Below are 20,101 nucleotides of genomic sequence, written 5' to 3'. Positions count from 1 at the left end.
GCTCAGGCCGCCACCGGATCGGCGGCGCCACAATATTGCGCGACATAGGCATGATGCTCGGGCAGCGTCGCGACGGTGCGCGTCACATCCTCGCGCAGCGTCGCCAGCAGCCGCGCCAGCTCGTCGTCCGACAGCTTCTCCGCGATCGGATGCCAGCTTTGCGGATCGATCCCCTGCCCCATCATCACCTGCACCCAGCTATTTTCCGCGAACAGCTCCTCATTCTTGCGGAAGGTGCGGGCGGTCTCGCGGAACAGCTCGATCTTCTGCGCCAGCGAATCCGGTACCGGCATCGCCGCGACATGCCGCCAGAACGCGCTGTCGCGCCGGTTGGTCGCCTTGTAGTGCAGGATCACGAAGTCGCGGATCTGCTCGATATCCTGGCGCTGCTGCTCGTTGAACTCGGCCGCGTCGCGTTCGCTCACGCGCCCGTTGGGCATCAGCCGCACGAAGCGCAGCACCGCGCGCTGGATCAGGTGCACCGTGGTCGCCTCGAGTGGCTCGACGAACCCGCCCGACAGGCCGATAGCGACGCAGTTGCGATACCATTGCTTGCGCCGCACCCCGCCCTTGAACTTGATGTCGAACGGCTCGATCAGCGGCTCACCGACGGTCGAAATCAGCCGGTGATAGGCTTCGTCGCGCGACAGATAGCCGCTCGCATAGACGATCCCCGCGCCCATGCGGTGCTGCAGCGGGATGCGCCATTGCCAGCCCGCATCGTGCGCGATCGCCTGGGTATAGGGCTGCGGCGGCCCCAGATGCTTCGATTGCACCGCGATCGCGCTGTCGTTGGGCAGCCAGTGCCCCCAATCCTCGAACCCGGCATGCAGCGCGCCGTCGATCAGCAGCCCGCGGAAGCCGGTGCAGTCGACGAACATATCGCCCTCGATCCGCCGCTCGCCATCGAGCAGCAGCGCGGCGATGTCGCCGGTCTCGCCGTTCAGCTCGACGCGCTGGATCTTGCCCTCGACCCGCTTGGTGCCCGCCTCCTCGGCGAGCTTGCGCAGGTAGCGGCCGTACAGCGTCGCATCGACGTGATAGGCATAGTTCATCCGGTCCTGCGGCAGGTGCGCGAACTTGCCCTGCATCGCCGCGGCGAGCTCAAGACAATAATCGTCATAGGGCTCTTGGTGCCCCCGCTCGCGCCCGTAGAGCCAGAAATGCTGGAATCCCGCCGACCAGTGATCCTTCCCCGACAGGCCGAAGCTGTGGAAATAGCTGTGCCCGTCATGCTTCCAATTGTCGAACAGGATGCCGAGCTTGAAGGTCGCCTGCGCCGCGCGCATGAACTCGGCCTCGCCGATGCGCAGAATGCGGTTGAAGTTGACCAGCGGGGGAATGGTCGATTCCCCCACCCCGATCGTGCCGATCTGCTCGGACTCGACCAGGGTCAAGTCGATCGTGGGGCCCATCGTCCGGCTGATCGCAGCCGCGGCCATCCAGCCCGCGGTGCCGCCACCGGCGATGACCACGCGTGTCGCGGGACGCGCGCTCACCGGCTCAACTGCCGCAGCAAATAGGCGCGGATGCGCGAAGCGGTCTCGTGCGTCAGCGGATCGAGGATGCCGCGCATTCCCTCGGGCAGATGTTCCGTCACATCATCTCCATTGGCAAAGACATAATGGTCGAACAGCGCGCGCCAGTGCGCCTTCTGTTCGGGCGGCAAGTCGCGGATCGAGAGGATCGCATGGTTGAGCGCATCCTGCGGCTGGCCGAGCCAGCGCGGGGTATCGCGCCACCAATAGTTGACCAGCACATTGAACGGATCGAGCCCTTCGATGTGGTGCCACCACATCATCGGGATATGGATCGCGTCGCCCGGGCCGAGCTCGGCCACCATGGCGTGCTCCAGCGCCTCGCGGAAGCGCGGGTAGCGCTCGAAATCGGGATCGTTGAAATCGACCATGCTCACCGTGCGGCCCGCCGGCGTATTGTCGATCGGCCCCAGATAGAGATTGCGAAACTGGTCGGGCGGGAACAGCGTGAACCGCCGCCGGCCGACCGCGACGCAGGCGAGATTGTCCGGGAAATCATTGTGCGCGGCGATCAGTGTGCGCGTGCCGATCCAGATGCTCTTCAACGGATCCCGCATCCCGAGATCGATCGGATTCGCCGCGTCGAGGCCGTCGAAATGCGACGGAATGTCGATCGATGCGAGATAGACGGTGCGGTTCTCGCCAAGCTCCTCGGCCTTATCGATCCCCGCGAAGATATCGGCGAGCTTGCCCGTTCCGGTACGGAAATTCATCTGCATGTCGGTGTCGTAGAACATCCGCCCGTCATGCCCGGGCGAGCCGATCGAGACGGTGAAGGGCCGGTCGCGGGCATGATCCAGCAGATAGCGCCGCGCCGCGCGGGCGCCGCTCTTGCCCACAGCGACCAGCGGCCAGTCGGCGACCAGCCCGCGCACGACGAAGGGCTCGCGCGCTTCCTTGAGCAGCGTGTCGAGCCCCACTGCCCTCCAGTCACGCTCCGGCACCTTGGTCAGAGAGGGGGGAATGGACAGCGCCTGTTCAGCCACCGGCCAGCCTGCGGTTCTTGCGCGCGACGAGCGCGGAGATCTGCGACAGTGACGCGAGCGCCATGAAGATCGGCATCAGATGCCCATCGACATGGAGGCGCCACAGCGTCTCCGCGTCGAGCAGGCGCAGCTTGGTCTCGTCGATGATGTGGTACCCGACGAGCGAATGGACCGACATGTCGTCGAGCGTCACCTCAAGGCTGAACGGTTCGAGCAGGTCGTGGGCGAGCAGCGCGTCAAAAAATCCCTTGCTCGCGCGATACCCCTCGTCCAGCGCGCCGAGCCGTTCGGCGACATCCTCGAGATAGGGCGTCGCCGCGCCCTCGGCGTCGAACAGCCGCACGCCCTCGCCGTCCGCCGCGATGCGCGGATGGCCAAGGTCGATATGGACTTGCCCCGGCCCCTCCCCGCTTTCCGGGCGCCCGATCAGAAAGGGCTGGATCGCGAGTGACAGCGGGCGGTAGCGCGCGTCCCAACGATTGCCGTCGAGGAAGAGATTCTCTCCGTTCTCGAAGCCGAACAGCGCGAGCGCGAAGAAGTCGTCGCGCCCCATTTCGCGGCGGAACAGGATCGGGAACTGGCCCTGCACGTTGCGAAATTCGCTGGGCACGGTCAGCGTCCCCATCACGCCATCGCCAAGGTCCGTGCCCACATCGGAGCGGACGCGCAGCGCGCGGTGGGTGTTGTTGTCGAGAATGGCGTGCTGAGTCATACCCTGCTTTCGTGGCGCACGGCCGCGGCGCCGGCTTCGGCGCGCAGCGCATCCAGATAATCGCGGTTACTGGGCAGCGCAGCGGCGAGCGAGCGGGCGCGCTGCCGGTTCTGCATGAGCATCGCGCCGGCCTTGTCGTTGGCCTGCACGCCGGCGGGCACGGGATGCCCCATGCCATAGAGAATGTACTGGTGACTCTCGGCCGAGAAGATCTCGTCGACTTGCGGGAAGTCCCAGGTCGATGGCGGCTGGTCACGCCACAGCGTCAGCATCTCGGCCAGTCGCGGCGGGATGTGCGCCGGATCGCGCTGCGCCAGCCAATAGGGCTCCTGACGGCGGCTCAGCGCATAATGGAGCTTCAGGAACTCGACGATGCGGTCCCAGCGATAGCGGAACAAGCTGTTGAAGCGTCTGGCGTGGATCGGCATCGCCACCGCATCGGCCGGAAAATTGTCGATCAGCGCATTCAATGACAATTCGATCAGCACGATCGCCGAGGCCTCGAGCGGCTCGATGAAGCCCGCCGACAGGCCGATGGCGACGCAATTGCCTTGCCAGAAGCGCGCGCGATGGCCGGTCGGGAACGCAAGACGGCGCACCGGCACTTCGGGTGCGTCGGGTAGCACGCGGGCGATATAGGCGCGCAGGCTCGCCTCCGCCGCGGCATCGTCCATGAAGCGGCTGGCATAGACGCAGCCGATGCCGCGCCGACTGGGCAGCCCGATGTCCCAGATCCAGCCCGCTTCATGCGCGGTCGACACGGTTTGCGACGCGATCGCACTCCCGGGCTCGACGGGGACCTGCGCGGCGAGCGCGCGATCGTTGAACAGCGTGTCACTGCGGTCGATCCACTCGACCCCCAGCTCCCCGCCGATCAGTACCCCGGCAAGGCCGGTGCAGTCGACGAACAGGTCGCCTTCAATCTCCCCGCGCTCGCGCGTGACGACCGCGGCGATCGTATCGCCCGCACCGCGCCGCACGCCGGTGACATGCGCGGCGACATGTTCGACGCCGAGCCGCCGCGTCGCGTGCGAGGTGAGCAGCACGGCGAACTTGCCGGCGTCGAGATGATAGGCATAGTTCGCCGCGCCCTGATAGTCGGGCATCATCCGCTGGCGCGGAGCGAGGTCGTGGTCGCAGACATGCGCCTGCGGGGTCATCACGGCGGCAAAGGACAGGTCGGGCGCCGTCGTCTGCCAGGCCGCGAGCAATTCTGCCATCGCGGCGGGGGGTGGGGAGGTGAAGGGATGATAGTAACGGTCCTCCGGGGTGCCCTCGAGCCAGCCGTCAAAGCGCGATCCCTGCTTGAACGACGCGTCGCAGGCGAGCAGGAATTCGGCCTCGCCGAGGCCGATCGCCGCAAGCGTCGCGCGCATCGTCGGCCAGGTGCCTTCGCCGACGCCGATGATCGGGATATCGGGCGCCTCGATCAGCGTGACGCGGAGCCCGCCGGAGCGGGCGCGCGGCGAGCTGGCGAGGCGCGACGCCGCCAGCCAGCCGGCAGTGCCGCCGCCCACGATGACAACCCTCTCGACCACGCTGTGCATTGAACCCGATCCTAGGCCAGCGCCCGGCCCGCGTCACCTGAAAGCGCGCGCGGGCTGCGGGCCAACATACCTGCCCTAGAAGTTGAACCTCACGCCCGCCGCGTAGCGCGCAAATCCCGGCTGCACGAAGGTCACGTTGTTCTCGTGCCGCAGATGCCCGCGCCGGCCTTCCCCGGTGAGGTTGATCGCCTCGACAAAGCCGGTGAGGCCGGGGATGAACTCATAGCTCGCGCTGGCGTCGAGCTGCCAATATGCCTCCGTATAGAAGGGGTTGGGCCCCGTTCCCGCGAGGAACTTGTCGCGCCAGTTCCATGCGACGCGCGCCTGGAGCCCGTTCTTGTCGTAATAGGCGACGGCATTGGCGCTGTCGCTGAGGCCGGTCAGCGCGAACTGGGTCACCGACGATGGCTGCGTATTGTCATAGGTCGCGTCGCCATTGACGATCGTATAGTTCAGGATCACGCCGAAGCCGGTATCCCAGAGGGCGTGCTGGAGCGCGAATTCCCAGCCGTTGATCGCGGCGGTCTGGTCGCTGTTGACCGGCTGCGTGACCTCGAAATTGACCAGCGGATCGCCGGGCGCCGCATGGATGATGCCGGTCCATGCACCCGGACCCCCTCCGGTGATCGTCACCGTGCTGGGGAAAGTGTCGAAGATATATTGCCGGATCGCGCTGACTGTCGTCCTCCCCGCAGCCACGGCCGCCTGCCAACGCGGCCCGTCGACCGGAGTCGTCAGCCCAAAGGCCGTCGTATCGATCCGCGTCGAGGAGATGAAGTTCTCCACGTCCTTGTGGAAATAGCCGACCGAAATGTAGCTGCCGGGCGCGTAATACCATTCCGCGGACAGATCGATATTCTTCGACTTGTAAGGGATCAGGCCGGGGTTGCCCTGCGCGCCCGTGCCGCCGCCGACGCGGAAGAGCGTGTCGAGCGTGCGTCCACCCTGCATGCTGGCATAGTCGGCACGGGTGATCGTGTGGCTGTACGACGCGCGCAGCTTGACGTTGGTCAGCGGCGAGAGGTCAAAGTCGAATGCCGGCAGCCAGTTCTGATACGAGCCCTTGAACAGCGTGAATTCGCTGCCGCCCGAAAAGACGATGTTGAATTCGTTCTCGCCCACCCAGTTGGTGGTCGCGGGCGCCGGCACCATCGCCGAGGATGCGACGGTGGTCGTCTCGTAGCGAACACCCGCCACGAAATGCGCCGGATTCTGGAAGAGGTCGAACTTGGTCGCGATCTGCAGGTACGGCGCCAGCGTCTTCTCGGTGATGCGCCGGTCGGTATTGAAGTTGGCGAGACAGGTGCCCGGCTGGGCCGAGCCCGTCGCGGGATTGCTGCACACCTGGTACTCCTGCTCCGCCAGATCGGCCAGCCGCTCGAAGTTGAAGGTGTAGAAGCTCTGGATCATGCCGGACTGGGCAAGCCCCGGGAACTTGTCCGGCAGGGTCACGAGGGTGAAGATGTCGTCAGGGATATCAGACGCCGGGCCAGCACCGCCCCAGGTATCGTCGTTCTGGATCGTGCCGAAGGCCGAGCGCACCTTGCTGTCGATATAGGACACGCCGAAATCGATGCTGTCGAGGAACCCCTCGTCATGGTCGTAGTGACCACGCAGCTGCGCCTGGTTGATGCGGTTCCGGAAATAGGCGTTGCGGAAGGCGTTGCCGGTCGAGGCGATCATGCCTGCATTCAGCGGATCGATCCCCGGGAACATCTGATAGGAGATGATCGGCATGTCATTCTCGAAATTGACCGACTGGCTTTGAACGCCGAAGACGGCGTTGCCCAGCGACATGCTTGAACCGTAATTGTTGACCGGATTCACCTGGGCTGTCGAATGATGGAAATCGAGCTCCACCGTCATGCCGCCCGGCGCCTTCCATTCCAGATTGGCGCCCAACGACTTGTTCTCGGCGCGGTTCTCGATCAGCGCGCCGCTGTACGAAAGATCCTTGCCGCCATAGAGGGCGTTCGGGCTGGGAACCCCGGTGGGAGGCGCGAAGCGTTCGGTGTAGAAGATCGGACCGGCGACCGGGCCGTCGGTCCACGCGCTCGACGTGTCTTCGTGGTTGAACCACACGCCGACGTTGCTGTTCCGCGTTTCGACCGTGTTGCGCGAGTAGAGGAAATCGATCGTCGCGGTGAGGCTGTCGATCGGACGGAATTGCAGCACCGCCTGGCCGTTGATGCGCTCGCGGTTGATGTCCTCGAGATTGTAGGACGCGCTCTGCGGCACCTGATAGACGTCGGTCGGATCGGGACGGTTGGTGATGTTCGCAGCGCGCGGCGTGCCCGGCTGCGCCAGCGAGCCCCAGTTGTTCTCGCTGCCGAGATAGCCGTCGCGCCAGCCGGCACTGGCGGTGTTCGTGCTCGATTTGCGCTTCTGGTACGAGCCGGCGATCATGATGCCGATCCGGTCGTCGGCGAAGGTCGAGCTGACGATGCCCGAGATTTCGGGGGTGATCGGATCGCCCTCGTTGCGCGACGTGTCGTACACGCCCTTCACCGAGATGCTTCCGCGCAGGCCCGGCCGGTCGAGCGGGCGCGGCGTGCGAATGTTGATGGTCGAGCCGATACCGCCCGATTCCATCGTCACGCGGCCGCTCTTGTAGACCTCGACCGCCGAAATGCCTTCCGAAGCGAGGTTCGCGAAGTCGAACGAGCGCGACGACGGCGGACCGCCACCGTCACCGATGAGGGCGGTCGGCATCTGGCGGCCATTGACCGTCACCAGGTTGAATTCGGGACCGAAGCCGCGGACCGTCACCAGCGAGCCTTCGCCGTTCGAGCGGTCGATCGACACGCCGGTGATGCGCTGAAGCGATTCGGCGAGGTTGGTGTCGGGGAACTTGCCGATCTCCTCGGCAGAGATCGCGTCGACCACGCCCTGCGCGTCGCGCTTGATCGTCATCGACTGTTCGAGGCTGGCGCGGATGCCGGTGACGACGACGTCCTCGGTCTCCTCGGCGGGCGGCGGCGCGTCCTGCGTATCCTGTGCCAGTGTCGGAGTCGCGGCCATCGCCAGAGTCGATACGCCAATCACCAGTCGCGAAATCGAGCGAGTCGTGCCCCGCATCCTCGTCCTCCCCTTTACGGCGCAGTGAATCTGCACTCGTTGAGAACGTTCACCTGAACCCTTTGTACAACGTTGTCAAGCATGCCCATTCCTCGCGGAGTTTCCACGAACGGCGGAAAACCGCTGTTGTGAACGTTCTCAAATTATGCTGTCTGTGCGCCACCAAGAAGGGCGGTCGCACCGCCGTCAGGAGAGGGAACAGGATGAGCCGGACCGTTGCCGCGCTGCTTGCAGCGACTGCGATCGCTACCATTGGCGCAAATGCGGGATTCGCGCAGGAAGCACCGGCTGCCGTCACCGACGCGCGTGCCCGAGCCGAATCGATCGTCACCCGCATGACGCTCGACGAGAAGATCGCGCTGGTCCACGGCCTCTTCCCCCCGCTCACCAAGGTGAAGCCCGCGAATGAACTGATTCCCTCGGCCGGCCATATCGAGGGCAACAACCGACTCGGCGTGCCGCTGGTGCGCGAAAGCGACGCTTCGCTCGGCGTCGCCAACCAGGTCGAACAGCGCAAGGGCGACGTCGCCACCGCCCTCCCCTCCAGTCTCGCCACCGCCGCGACCTTCGATCCCGAGATCGCCCGCGCCGGCGGCGCGATGATCGGCAGCGAGGCGCGCGCCAAGCGTTTCAACGTGCTGCTAGCGGGCGGCGTCAACCTGACGCGCGATCCGTGGGGCGGGCGCAACTTCGAGTATCTCGGCGAGGATCCGCTGCTCGCGGGCGAACTCGCCGGCGCGCATATCGCGGGCGTCCAGTCCAACCGCATCGTCTCGACGATCAAGCATTTCGCGCTCAATGCGCAGGAGACCGGCCGCATGGTGCTCGATGCGCGCATCGGCGAGGCCGCGCTGCGCGAGAGCGACCTGCTCGCCTTCCAGATCGCGATCGAGAAGGGCAAGCCCGCCTCGGTCATGTGCGCCTATAACAAGGTCAATGGCGACTGGGCGTGCGAGAACGACTTCCTGCTCAACCAGGTGCTCAAGCGCGATTGGGGTTATCGCGGCTGGGTGATGAGCGACTGGGGCGGCGTCCATTCGACCGAAAAGGCCGCGAAGGCGGGTCTCGACCAGCAATCGGGCCAGGAGCTCGACCGCGCGATGTATTTCGACGCGCCGCTCAAGGCCGCGGTCGAGAAGGGTGAGGTGCCGATGGCGCGGCTCGACGACATGGTCGTCCGCTATCTCACCGGCCTGATCGAGAGCGGCGCCTATGACACGCCGATGCCCGCCAAGGCGCAGACCCCCGACTATGCCCGCAACGCGCTCGTCGCGCAGCGCGCGGCCGAGGCAGGGATCGTGCTGCTCAAGAACCAGGGCGACCTCCTCCCCCTCGCCCGCACCGCGAAGAAGATCGTGGTGATTGGGGGCGGCGCCGACCTCGGCGTGCTCTCGGGCGGCGGATCGAGCCAGGTGCGCTCGGTCGGCGGCGCGCCGATCGAGATCGCGCTGTCGACTGGTGGTTCCGCATCGTTTGCGCGCATCACCTATCACGCCTCCTCGCCGCTCGCCGCGCTGCGCAAGGCGCTGCCGGGCGCGCAGGTGAGCTTCGTCGACGGCCGCAACCTCAACGCCACGGTCGATGCGGCAAAGGCAGCCGATCTCGCCATCGTCTTCGCGACGCAATGGACGACCGAGGCCGATGACGTGCCCGACCTCAGACTCCAGCATCACCAGGACGCGCTGGTCGCAGCGGTCGCCGCCGCGCAGCCGAAGACCATCGCCGCGCTCACCACGGGCGGCCCGGTGACGATGCCGTGGCTCGATCGCGTCCCCGCGGTGGTACAGGCCTGGTATCCCGGCCAGCGCGGCGGCGAGGCGATCGCCAATATCCTCACCGGCAAGGTCAATCCCTCGGGCCGTCTGCCAATCACCTTCCCGGCGCATGAGGGGCAGGCGCCGCGCCCGCAGCCGGTCGGCCTCGACACCTTCACCTCGCTCCAGGCGGCGGCCGCAGCCAACCCCGCGAATTCGGGCGCCTACGAGCTCAAGAGCTTCCCGGTGGAGTATGTCGAAGGCAGCGACGTCGGCTATCGCTGGTACGAGAAGAAGGGCCAAAAGCCGCTGTTCCCCTTCGGCCACGGGCTCAGCTACACGAGCTTCGCCTATCGCAACGCAAGCGCCAGCGGTGGCGCCCGGCTCACCGTCTCGTTCGACGTCACCAATACCGGCGCGCGCGCCGGTGCGGACGTGCCGCAAATCTATGTGACGCGCGAAGGCTCGGACAATCCGATGCGCCTCGCCGCCTTCCGCCGGATCGAGCTCAAGCCGGGAGAGACGCGCCGCGTCACACTCATCGCCGAGCCGCGCATTCTCGCCGATTACGACACAACTCTGCCTGGCTGGCGCATCCGCGGCGGCAGCTACCGCATCGCCATCGCGCGCGATGCGACCGACCGTTCGCTGCTGCTCACGACGAGCCTCGACCCGGCGACGATGAAGCCCTAGCGTCGAGCGCTACCCCGACGGCGCCTGTGGCCAACGCAGGCGCGACGACCGGGATGCGGGGGACGGTGTTGGGAAGCGAGTTTCAGACCGGGTATCCGGCGCGGCGGTCACTGCGCTTCATCCTGCTCGTCGCACTCGCCAATGCCGGCGGCGTGATCGGCTTCCTGCCGCTGCTCACTCTGCTCTTGCCGGTCAAGGTCGCCGGGATCGCGGGCGATGATCGCATCGCCGTGTTCACCGCCACCGTCATCGCCGGCGCGCTCGCGGCGAGCGCGTCGAACATCCTGTTCGGCTGGCTCAGCGATCGCTCGGTGGCGCGCGGACACGGGCGGCGCGGATGGATCATGTTCGGCCTGGCTGGCCTCGCGGCATCCTTCGCCGCCGTCACCCTGGCCGTCACGCCCGTGCAGATCATCCTCGCCGTCGCGCTGTTTCAGACCGCGGTGAATGCCGTGCTGGCACCGATGTTCGCGGTGATGGCGGACGAGGTGCCCGACGCTCAAAAAGGGTTGGCTGGCGGCCTCATCGCGCTCGGCGCGCCGCTCGCGTCGGCGGTGGCGGCGCTGATGGTCGCGATCGGCATCAGCAGCGAGTCCGCCCGGCTCGCTTTCGTCCTCGCCGCGGTGCTGCTCTGCGTCCTCCCGTTGCTGCTCGCGCCATCACGGATCGCGCCCGCCGCCGCCCCGCCACACGAAGCGCCGCTGCTGGGCCGCGATCTCGCCATCGCCTGGGCGTCCCGGCTGCTGGTGCAGGTCGCGGGCAACGTGCTGTGGCTCTACCTCGTCTATTATTTCGCGAGCATCGACCCGGCCACCCCCGCCTCCAAGCATGTCGGGGCCCTTGGGCAGCTGATGACGGTCGCCTATCTCGTGCCGCTTCCCATCGCGGTGCTGGCGGGGCGCTGGTCCGACCGGATCGGGCGCCGCAAGCCCTTCCTGATCGCCTTTGCCGCGCTCGCCGCGCTGGGTCTGACGGGGCTGGCCTTCGTGCGGGACTGGAATCTGGCGGCGCTTGCCTTCGCGCTTTATGCGCTGGGCTCGGCCGCGTTCCTCTCGCTCCATTCGGGCTTCGCGATGCAGCTACTGCCCGATCCGCGCCACCGCGGCCGCGATCTCGGGCTGATCAACCTCACCAACACGCTGCCCGCGCTGGCCGGTCCCGCGCTCACCTGGGCGCTGGCGACCCCGCATGATTTCGGCCCGGTGATGCTGGCGCTCGCCGGCCTCACTCTGCTGGGCGGGCTGCTGGTGCTGGCGATCCGGCATCGGCGCTAGGCGCCGCCGCCCAATAGCGCACATAATCGACATGCATGCGCTGCGGAAGCGCGGCATCGTCGATCCCGTGCTTCCCGCCCCAGTCGCCGCCGACCGCCAGGTTGAGGATCAACTCATAGGGCCGCACGAACGGCCATGCCGCCAAGCCGCCGGGCTGATCGTCCTTGACCTGCATATGCCCGCGCCCGTCGATGCCGATCGTGATCACGCCGGGCCGCCAGTCGAGCTGGTAGCGGTGATAGGCGGTGCATGCCGTCGGCACCTTTACCTGCGCCCCGCGCTGCGTGCCCTTGGCGTGGTTGTATGCGCCGGTGTGGAGCGTCGCGTGGATCACGTGCGCGTCCCAGCCGACCATCTCCATGATGTCGATCTCGCCCCCGTCGGGCCATTTCTCCCCAGTTGGCAACATCCAGATCGCCGGCCACATCCCGCGCCCGCACGGCAGCTTCGCGCGGATCTCATAGAAACCATAGCCATAGCGCTCGCGCGTCACGAGCTTGGCCGAGGTGTACTCCTGCCCGCCCCAGTCCGCGGCCTTGCCCTTGAGCGACTCGCGCCGCGCCTCGATCACCAGCGCGCCATCCTCGATCCGCGCATTCTCGGGCCGCCCGTCGGCATAATATTGGCGCTCGTTATTGTACCAGCCCTCGCGGTTCCGGTGCGTGTCGAACAGCCATTTGCCGGTGTCGATCTTCGGGCCGTCGAACTCGTCGGCAAAACTCGGTTTCGTAGCCGGCACCGTCATCGGCACATCGGCCTTGACGTTGGTCGCCCCCAGGGTCGCCGTCTGCATCGCGGCCACGATCGCAAACCACATCGGTCCTCTCCCATGATGATGGGAACGTTCTCATCCTGCACCCGCCGCGCGTCAACCGCTGCCCGCTTGCCGATGTCGTTTTCACGCTTCACCGACGCTGGCTTCACGCCTCCCGGTCGCCCCCTGCCCTAGGCCTGTCGTCGCCAATCCACAGAAAGGATTTTCGACATGGCCGAAGCCTGTGAAGCCGCAAGGCAATCGCTCCACGATCTCGTCAAGACGCTGGGCGGGGAGCTCTCCAGCTCGATCAAGGAAATCAGCGACCGCTACGAACCCGAGTTCGACCGCATCCGCGACGACGCGCCCGACGCCGGCGGGGTCGATGCTGCGCTGGGCATCGAGATCGATGTCGAATGGGAGACGATCGGCATCGCGCTCGACCTCCCCGAGGTGACGATGAAGACCCAGGAATGGTCGCTCGACCTTCCGCAAGTCACCATGAAGGACAAGCGGATCGTGTTCCACACACCGTCGATCCGCATGGTGCGCAAGAAGATCGGACAACGCCCCGAGGTCCATGGTTGGACCATCAAGTGGAAGAATATCCATATCGAGGTGCCCGAACCCTTCATGCAGAAGCATGAGATCGTGATGGGCATCCCCGATGTGCGGATGGACCGCACTTCGTTCAAGCTCGACGTGCCCGAATTCGCGATGCGCACGCAGGAGCTCAAGTTCGACGTGCCCCAGATCACCGTCAAGCGCATCAGCATCGAAGCGGAGGAGCTGAGGGAGAAAGCCGAAGCCAAAGCCGAGGCGATGCGCGACGAGATCGCGGCCAAGCGCGCCGAGCTGTTCGGCGGCGCGCGCGAACAGATCGTCGCAGCGTCCAGCACCTTCTTCACCTGCCTGCGCACGCAGATCCAGATGAAGCGCGACGAGACGGCCGCGGCGTTCGAGCCCGGCCTGGCCATGGTCCGGCAGGCGCTGAGCAAGCTCGAGGACGTCAAGGCCGGTGGCGAGGCGGACGCGATGCGCCAGCGCTTGGCCGATCTGACAGCCAAGCGCGACGCGGCGACGGTTCAATTCGACGAAGCGGTGCGCCGGATCGTCGAGCAGGAAAAGGCGACGGTCGACGCGCTGCTCAATGGACTGCGCGACGTCGCCTGAACGAGGCAGCCGGGCGCGAATAGCGACCCCGCGCCCGGCTCACCCAATCGAGAGAGGAAATGCGATGCGCTACAAGGTCACCGCGCACGGGCTCTTTCTGCGCAAGGAACCACGCAAGGAGCCCGGCAACGAGCGGGGCGTGCTGCCCGAGGGGTGCGAGGTCGAAGTGCTCGATCGCAGCGGCAGCTGGTGCCGCGTGCGCGGCAAGCTCGACGGCGTCGCGTTCGAGGGCTGGGCCTCGGCCCAATATCTGGCGCCCGCCAGCGATGTGAGCTTCGCCACCGCGTCGAAACTAGCGCCGGTGCACTGGCGCGAACACAATCCGAACTCGACTCGCAACAGCCCGGCCTCGGCAAGTCCGATCGGCGAACCGGGCATGCCGCGCAACACCCAACCCTCGGCCGCGCAACTCAATAAGGTGATCGCCTGGCTCGCGGTCGAGCAGAGCCGTCGCTATCAGCCCGGCGGCGGGCGCACCTATTGCAACATCTACGCCCATGACGTCGCCTATGCGGCGGACGTCTATCTGCCGCGTGTATGGTGGACCGACAAGGCGATCGCCGAGCTCAAGGCCGGGCGGCAAGTGGCGGCGCAATACGACGTCACGATCCGCGAGATGAACGCCAATGCGATCCACAATTGGCTGATCGACTATGGCGCGCACTTCGGCTGGAAGCGGACCTTTTCGCTGACCGACCTGCAGGAGTGCGCCAAGCGCGGCGGGATCGCCACGATCTGCGCGCGGCGCAAGGATCTCGCGCGTTCGGGGCATATCGTGATCATCGCGCCGGAAACCGCGGACGTGAAGGCGCGCCGCGACGCGAACGGCCGTGTCACCATGCCGGTGCAGTCGCAGGCCGGCAGCGTCAACTTCGAGCGCCGCGTGCCCGCTTCCGCCTGGTGGGCGGACACGCGCTTCAGCAGCTTCGTCCTGTTCACCAACGGCTGATCCGTCGGAAAGGAGACACATCATGGCAACCTTCGCCACGAATATGACCCGCGCCCTCGAGGAACGCCTGCCCGATCTTGCCGCAGCCGGCGACGCCGGTGCGGTGAAGACCATCGTCAACGAAGCCGAGCTCGAAGCTCGCCGCCGCACCAACGTCCCCGACACGTTCGTCTATCAGGCCACGGTCATCCTGCTCGGAATCAGCGTCCTCTCGGTGATCGTCGCCCAAATGTGGCTGGCGCTGGAAAAGACCCAGGCGGATATCCCCGACGGGCTGATCGCAATCGGCTCAGCCGCGATCGGCGCGCTCGCCGGCCTCCTCGCGCCGACCCCGGCGCGATAGCGAGTCACCCTCCGACATCCTCCCAGCCGCCGCCCAGCGCCTTGTAGAGCGTAGCGAGATGATTCCCTCGCGCGCTGCCCGCACGCGACGGCCTGCCGCCCGCCGGCGCCGAGATCATTCCCCTGCCCCGCCGCGCCGACCGGCGGATGGGACGGCGTAGCTTTCTCGCCGGCAGCGGCGCGATCGCGGCGGGGCTCGCGGGCGTCCTTGTCCTGCGCGATCCGCCCCTCGGGCTCTGGCCCTCCTTTGCCGAACTGCTCGCGGACTATCGTACAGGACCCGGTCAGCGTCAGAAGCTCGTCCCGATGGCGGGCATCGAACTCGAGCTCAACACTCGATCCAGCCTCTCGCTCGACGGCGGCGGCATCTTGCCGTGGTGCAGATCCAGCAGCTGATGAACCTTTCCGTCACGCGACTGCCGGGAGGCATCGTCGCGCTCGCCTGATGGCCAATAATGGCCGCTGACAGAGGATCTACCGTTCTCGCTCTGCGCCCCGCCTAGGCATTTCGAAGCCCTTTGACCGCATGATCGGCCGCCCGAACGGTGAGCGCCATGAAGGTGAGCGAAGGGTTCACGCAGGACACGGACGCCATCTGCGCGCCGTCGGTCACGTACAGGTTCGAGGCGTCGTGCGCCTGGCTCCAACCGTTGAGCACCGATGCACGTGGGTCGGTGCCCATGCGCGCGCCGCCCATTTCGTGGATGGCGTCGCCAGGCACATGCTCGCCTGCCCAGCTGGTGACGTTGCTCAGGCCCGCAGCCTTGAGCATGACCTCGCCTTGCGCTCGGGCGTCCGCCATCATCCGCAGCTCGTTTTCGCGGAAACGGACGTCGAAGCGCATCAGCGGAACGCCGAAGCGGTCGACCTTGTCCGCGTGCAGGGAGACATTGTTGTCGCGATAGGGGAGGCATTCGCCGAACGCGCCGATGTGGAACTTCCAGGGCGCGTATTTGCGCATGCCCTGCTTCATCGACGCGCCGAAACCGACCGGTGCCGCGGGGGGACGGTGGGCGCCGCCCTGATAACCATAGCCGCGCTTGAAGCCGACGTCCTCGTTGTCCCCGACGTTGCGGAAACGCGGGATGTAGATGCCGCCCGGCCGGCGGCCATATTCGATATATTCGGTCATCCCCGGGATTTCGCCCTCGATCCCGACGCGGAAGATGTGATCCATCACATATTTGCCGAGCGTCCCGCTCGAATCGAAATGACTGCGCCCGCTGCCCGCCGGGCGCGAGTTCATCAGGATCTGGGTCGAGGCCATCGCCGAGGCGCACAGGAAGACCAGGTCGGCGTTGACCACCTCTGCCTGGCGGGTCTTCGCATCGATGAAGCGCACCCCAGTCACGCGCTTCTTCACCGGATCATATTCAAGATTGGTGACGACCGCGTCGGCCCGCAGCGTCAGCCGCCCGGTCGCGCGTGCCGCCGGCAGCGTCACCGCCTGGGTCGAGAAATAGGCGCCGAACGCACAGCCATTGCCGCATTGGGCGCGGAACTGGCATTTCGTGCGGTTCTGCTCGGGCTTGTCTTCGGTGATGTTGGACAGGCGCGCGTTGATGAGTTTGCGGCCGGGGAATTGGGCTTCGAGCCGCTGCTTGACCCATTTTTCGGCGATGTTCATCGGCACTGGCGGCTGAAACTCGCTGTCGGGAAGCTCGGACAGATTCTCCCGCGAGCCGGAGACGCCGATATATTTCTCGACATAGCTGTACCACGGCGCGAGATCGTCATAGCGGATCGGCCAGTCGCCATCGATGCCGTCGCGCTTGTTCGCCTCGAAGTCCGCGGGGCTCCAGCGGAAGCTCCAGCGCCCCCAGATCAGCGATTTGCCGCCGACCGCACCGGGCCGGATCCAGTAGAATTTGCTGCCCTCGTCAAAGGCATAGGGGTTCAGCCGGTCGTCATTGTAAAAGCGCCGGTTGCTGGGCGCGACATAGCCGTGCTTGGCGATGAAATAGTCGCTCTCGATCAGCGGCTTGGGCATCATGTTGCGCGCCGGAACCTCATAGGCCAGCTTGCCGTCATAGGTGTAGTCCTCACCATGCTCGACCATCACGCCGCGATCGAGCATGAGGACGCGCAGGCCTTTCTCGGTAAGCTCTTTCGCAGCGAAGCCGCCGCTCACCCCGGACCCGATGACGATCGCATCAAACCTGTTGGTCGAAGCCATAACCTTACTCTCCTGTCCGGTCAGAACCGCAGCGCGCGCAGCGTCTGGAAACTCGTCGTGATATCGGGAAGATAGGGCGCTGGCGCCTGGTCATTCTCGACATAGAAATGGCGAACGCCGGCACTGCCCTTCCGCTTGAACAGCGCGGCGAAATCGATGGTGCCCGCCCCTACCGCGACCATGCCGCCATCGGCGCGCATGTCCTTGACGTGATAGCCGTAGAGCCGGCTCGACAACCGGTCGATCAGCGCGCCCGCATCCTCACCGGCCTTCACCGCCCAGAAGATATCCAGCTCGATCTTCACGAGCGAGGGATCGGTTTCCTTGAGCAGCTGGTCGAACAGGCTGACCCCGTCCGGCTTCTCGGTGAACTCGAAATCATGGTTGTGGTAGGCGAAGCCGAGTCCGGCCTTCTTTAGCTCCCCCGCGAAGCGGCTGATGTTTGGCAGCGCCGTCCGCCAAGCCGGGCCGGTGCGATGCTCCGCCGTCATGTACGGCAGGACGATCGTGTCGGCACCGAGCGCCTTGGCAAGGGTGACTTGCCGGTCGAACTGGTTGAGCAGCGCGTCATAGCCGACATGGATCGACGGCGCCTTGAGGCCCAGCCGGTCGAGCGTCCCGCGCAGCATGACGGGATCCATCGCGTCATAGCCGCCCCCGCCGAACTCGACCTCGCGATAGCCGATGGCGGCAACCTGCTCGAGCGTCTTCACCGGGTCCTTCGCGAAGATCTCGCGCAGGGTATAGAGCTGCAGGCCGATCGCCCGGCGTTGCGCGGCGGCCGCCGGGAAACAGGCAAGGGCGGCGGCGCCCGCAGCGCCTGCGAGCATCGTTCTGCGGCCGATCATGAGGAATACACCTTATTGACCTGCGAATAGAGAAATTCGCCGTTATACTCGCCCGGCACCGGGAGATATTCGCGCTCCTGCGTCATCCCGATCTCGGACGTGTAGTAGCCGGCGATGACGAGCTGCCGGAACGGCTCGAAGAAGCCGCTGGCTTCAGGCAATTGCTTGTTCATCGCCAGCGTCAGCAGCGCGTCCTGCTGCTCCGCGCTCGCCTTGGCCGCCGGCACGCCATAGTCGCGCATGCTGCGCGCCTCGATCGCGTCGAGCCCCGCAATGATCGGCACGCGATCGCCGGGCGAGGCCCAGTCGGCCAGCATCTTCTCGATGAAATCCGGCACCCCGGCGGCGATCGCGCCGGGCGTGTCGGTCGTCGGGATGACGCGGTCGCTCAGCGCGGTCATCGCCGCGCGCTGGGCGGGCGTGAACACTCGCACGCTGGGCGGCCCTTCCGATATGATGGGGATATCCCCACCCGGCCCAGCGCCGGCCGCGCGGGCGAGTGGCGCGAAGAGCGACGCGCCGAACATGCTCGCCACGCCCGCCAGGGCGGTTCTACGGTTGATCATTTGGCTTCTCCGGGAAGATCTTGCGGGATTGCGGCCTCGGGCAACGGACGCACCCAGATGTTGCGGAACGAGACCGGCGATCCGTGGTCCTGCAGTTGCAGCGGCGCCGCATCAGGGTGCGGCTGATAGGCGGCAACCTTGCGCCAGACCGTGGTGCCGAGCAGCGCCTGACGGTTCTGCACCAGCACGCCGTTGAGGAAGACCGTGACATGGGCCGGGCGCAGCAGCTTGCCGTCCGCCGCAAAGCGAGGCCGTTCGAATATGATGTCGTAGCTTTGCCACTCGCCGGGCTTGCGCGCGGCAATCACCAGCGGCGGTTTCCACCCATAGACGGCGCCAACCGTGCCGTCGGCATAGGTCGGATTCTGATAGGCGTCGAGGATCTGGACCTCATAGCGCTGCATGAACCAGATGCCGCTGTTGCCGCGATCCTGCGATGCATCCTTCGGCGGATTGGGCGAGCGGAATTCGAGGTGGAGCTGGACGTCCCCAAAGCTCTGGCGCGAGACGAGATTGTTGTCGCCCCCGCCCGGCGGACGGGTGGGAACCGTGATCGCGCCGTCGGCGACGGTCCATGGCACCAGCTGAGCCTGCCACGCGTCCGCGGACAGGACGATCGCGTCAGAAGGGGCACCGCCCGGCGCCGCTGCCGGCGTCACCACCGCAGGCGCCGGCCGGTCCGCGTCATGTACGCGCCACTTGCCGTCGGGCAGCATCGGCGTGTCCTTGAATCCCGGCTTCTCCTGCGCGGATGCGCTCGCGATCGCGATCCATCCGGCGATTACGCAACCGGCCATGCGCATGCGCGTCATGCCTCTCCTCCTTGTCGATCGATGATACGATAGGCGGCGATCAGGCGGTCCTCGCCAGCGCGGCCCGCGACCGAATTGCCGTGCTCCATGCCGATCACGCCAGTATAGCCCTTGGCGCGGAGCCAGCGGACGATCGTCGCATAATTGACCTCGCCGGTGCCTGGCTCCTTGCGGCCGGGATTGTCGCCGAACTGGAGATAGGCGATCTCGCTCCAGCAGGTCTCGAGCGCCGGGATCAAATTCCCCGACTGGATCTGCTCGTGATAGAGATCGGCAAGTATCTTCACCGCCGGGCTGTTGACGCCGCGCGCCACGGCATAGCCCTGCGCGATCGTCTGCATATATACTCCGGGGTGGTTGGTGCGCGTGTTCAGCGGCTCCATCACCATCGTCAGCTTGTGCGGCGCCATAATGTCGCCTGCGCGGCGCATGACGTCGATGACGCGCGCGGTCTGGATGTCGACCGGGACGCGCGGATCGAGGAACCCCGTCACCACCGTCATCTGCGTCGCGTTCAGCCGTTTGGAGACGTCGACCGCCTTGCGGATGTCGGCGAGGAAGGCCTCGCGCTCGGCATCGTCATTGCCGCCGAGCAGCGGCCGCGATTGCGACCAATTCGGCATGCTGGCGACGAACACGCCCATCCGCATGCCGCGCTGGGCAAGGGCCTTTGCCATCTGTTCCTGCTCGTCGACCGGGCGGGCGCCCGCCTCATTGTCTTCCCAGGCCCGGAAGCCCTGATCGGCAGCGAAGGCAATCTGCTCGATCCGACCGCCCCGGCTCGCGAAGCTGCCCTCGTGCGGCGCATAGGCGAGCGAGAAACGCGCGGCGTTGGACGTGGAACCCTGCGCGCGCGCCAGTCCGACGAGCGGCAGAGCCATGCTTCCCGCGAGCAAGCT

At 66.3% G+C, this 20,101-nt stretch carries 17 protein-coding genes; 6 read left to right on the top strand and 11 right to left on the bottom strand.

Annotated elements, in window-relative coordinates; translation table 11 throughout:
• Nucleotides 1-2: 2 nt before the first annotated feature.
• From OK349_RS19390 to OK349_RS19370, 5 genes are all read right to left on the bottom strand, one after another.
• Nucleotides 3-1,499, bottom strand: a complete 1,497-nt coding sequence (locus OK349_RS19390) for a tryptophan halogenase family protein (RefSeq protein ID WP_265119563.1) — start codon at nt 1,497-1,499, stop codon at nt 3-5.
• Complete coding sequence (locus OK349_RS19385) at nt 1,496-2,524, bottom strand: cupin-like domain-containing protein (protein WP_372340588.1); 1,029 nt, start codon at nt 2,522-2,524, stop codon at nt 1,496-1,498. Before OK349_RS19385 ends, OK349_RS19390 begins: the two co-directional genes overlap by 4 nt.
• A complete protein-coding gene (locus tag OK349_RS19380) occupies nt 2,517-3,236 on the bottom strand; it encodes a SapC family protein (protein WP_265119562.1) in 720 nt (239 codons plus the stop codon). The genes OK349_RS19385 and OK349_RS19380 overlap by 8 nt, the downstream gene beginning before the upstream one ends.
• Nucleotides 3,233-4,783 carry a tryptophan halogenase family protein gene (locus tag OK349_RS19375; protein WP_265119561.1) on the bottom strand — a complete coding sequence of 517 codons (1,551 nt, stop codon included), beginning with the start codon at nt 4,781-4,783 and terminating at the stop codon, nt 3,233-3,235. Before OK349_RS19375 ends, OK349_RS19380 begins: the two co-directional genes overlap by 4 nt.
• A gap of 75 nt (nt 4,784-4,858) precedes the next feature.
• Complete coding sequence (locus OK349_RS19370) at nt 4,859-7,861, bottom strand: TonB-dependent receptor (protein WP_265119560.1); 3,003 nt, start codon at nt 7,859-7,861, stop codon at nt 4,859-4,861.
• Between the two features lie 203 nt (nt 7,862-8,064).
• On the opposite strand from OK349_RS19370, the gene OK349_RS19365 reads away from it, so the two are divergent.
• Both OK349_RS19365 and OK349_RS19360 read left to right on the top strand, forming a co-directional pair.
• The gene (locus OK349_RS19365) at nt 8,065-10,308 is read left to right on the top strand and encodes a beta-glucosidase (protein WP_265119559.1); all 2,244 of its coding nucleotides are present in this window, start codon (nt 8,065-8,067) and stop codon (nt 10,306-10,308) included.
• Nucleotides 10,309-10,334: 26 nt separating this feature from the next.
• On the top strand, nt 10,335-11,582 hold the full coding sequence (locus tag OK349_RS19360; protein WP_265119558.1) for an MFS transporter: 1,248 nt from the start codon (nt 10,335-10,337) through the stop codon (nt 11,580-11,582).
• On the opposite strand, the gene OK349_RS19355 is transcribed toward OK349_RS19360, so the two are convergent.
• Nucleotides 11,533-12,399: a glycoside hydrolase family 16 protein gene (locus OK349_RS19355; RefSeq protein ID WP_265119557.1), complete on the bottom strand. Its 867-nt coding sequence runs from the start codon at nt 12,397-12,399 to the stop codon at nt 11,533-11,535. The genes OK349_RS19360 and OK349_RS19355 overlap by 50 nt on opposite strands.
• A 168-nt stretch (nt 12,400-12,567) precedes the next feature.
• Here OK349_RS19355 and OK349_RS19350 point away from each other — a divergent pair, with 168 nt between their 5' ends.
• The 4 genes from OK349_RS19350 to OK349_RS19335 all read left to right on the top strand — a co-directional run bounded on the left by OK349_RS19350 (nt 12,568) and on the right by OK349_RS19335 (nt 15,196).
• Complete coding sequence (locus OK349_RS19350) at nt 12,568-13,509, top strand: hypothetical protein (RefSeq protein ID WP_265119556.1); 942 nt, start codon at nt 12,568-12,570, stop codon at nt 13,507-13,509.
• A 64-nt stretch (nt 13,510-13,573) separates the two neighbouring features.
• On the top strand, nt 13,574-14,458 hold the full coding sequence (locus OK349_RS19345) for an SH3 domain-containing protein (protein ID WP_265119555.1): 885 nt from the start codon (nt 13,574-13,576) through the stop codon (nt 14,456-14,458).
• Nucleotides 14,459-14,480: 22 nt separating this feature from the next.
• Nucleotides 14,481-14,801, top strand: a complete 321-nt coding sequence (locus OK349_RS19340; RefSeq protein ID WP_265119554.1) for a hypothetical protein — start codon at nt 14,481-14,483, stop codon at nt 14,799-14,801.
• Between the two features lie 146 nt (nt 14,802-14,947).
• Complete coding sequence (locus OK349_RS19335; protein WP_265119553.1) at nt 14,948-15,196, top strand: twin-arginine translocation signal domain-containing protein; 249 nt, start codon at nt 14,948-14,950, stop codon at nt 15,194-15,196.
• A 103-nt stretch (nt 15,197-15,299) separates the two neighbouring features.
• Here the strand turns inward: OK349_RS19335 and OK349_RS19330 are convergent, their stop codons facing one another.
• From OK349_RS19330 to OK349_RS19310, 5 genes are read right to left on the bottom strand one after another with little or no spacing between them, the layout of a single operon-like run.
• A complete protein-coding gene (locus OK349_RS19330; RefSeq protein ID WP_265119552.1) occupies nt 15,300-16,976 on the bottom strand; it encodes a GMC family oxidoreductase in 1,677 nt (558 codons plus the stop codon).
• A gap of 20 nt (nt 16,977-16,996) precedes the next feature.
• A complete protein-coding gene (locus OK349_RS19325; RefSeq protein WP_265119551.1) occupies nt 16,997-17,824 on the bottom strand; it encodes a sugar phosphate isomerase/epimerase family protein in 828 nt (275 codons plus the stop codon).
• Entirely contained in the window at nt 17,821-18,390 is a 570-nt protein-coding gene (locus OK349_RS19320; RefSeq protein ID WP_265119550.1) for a gluconate 2-dehydrogenase subunit 3 family protein, read from the bottom strand. Before OK349_RS19320 ends, OK349_RS19325 begins: the two co-directional genes overlap by 4 nt.
• Nucleotides 18,387-19,202 carry a 3-keto-disaccharide hydrolase gene (locus OK349_RS19315; RefSeq protein ID WP_265119549.1) on the bottom strand — a complete coding sequence of 272 codons (816 nt, stop codon included), beginning with the start codon at nt 19,200-19,202 and terminating at the stop codon, nt 18,387-18,389. Before OK349_RS19315 ends, OK349_RS19320 begins: the two co-directional genes overlap by 4 nt.
• Complete coding sequence (locus tag OK349_RS19310) at nt 19,199-20,083, bottom strand: hydroxypyruvate isomerase family protein (protein ID WP_265119548.1); 885 nt, start codon at nt 20,081-20,083, stop codon at nt 19,199-19,201. The genes OK349_RS19315 and OK349_RS19310 overlap by 4 nt, the downstream gene beginning before the upstream one ends.
• Nucleotides 20,084-20,101 lie beyond the last annotated feature (18 nt).

The organism is Sphingomonas sp. BT-65, assembly GCF_026107375.2.
In the GTDB taxonomy this organism is placed as follows: domain Bacteria; phylum Pseudomonadota; class Alphaproteobacteria; order Sphingomonadales; family Sphingomonadaceae; genus Sphingomonas.
This window is presented reverse-complemented; position numbering and strand designations above follow the sequence as displayed.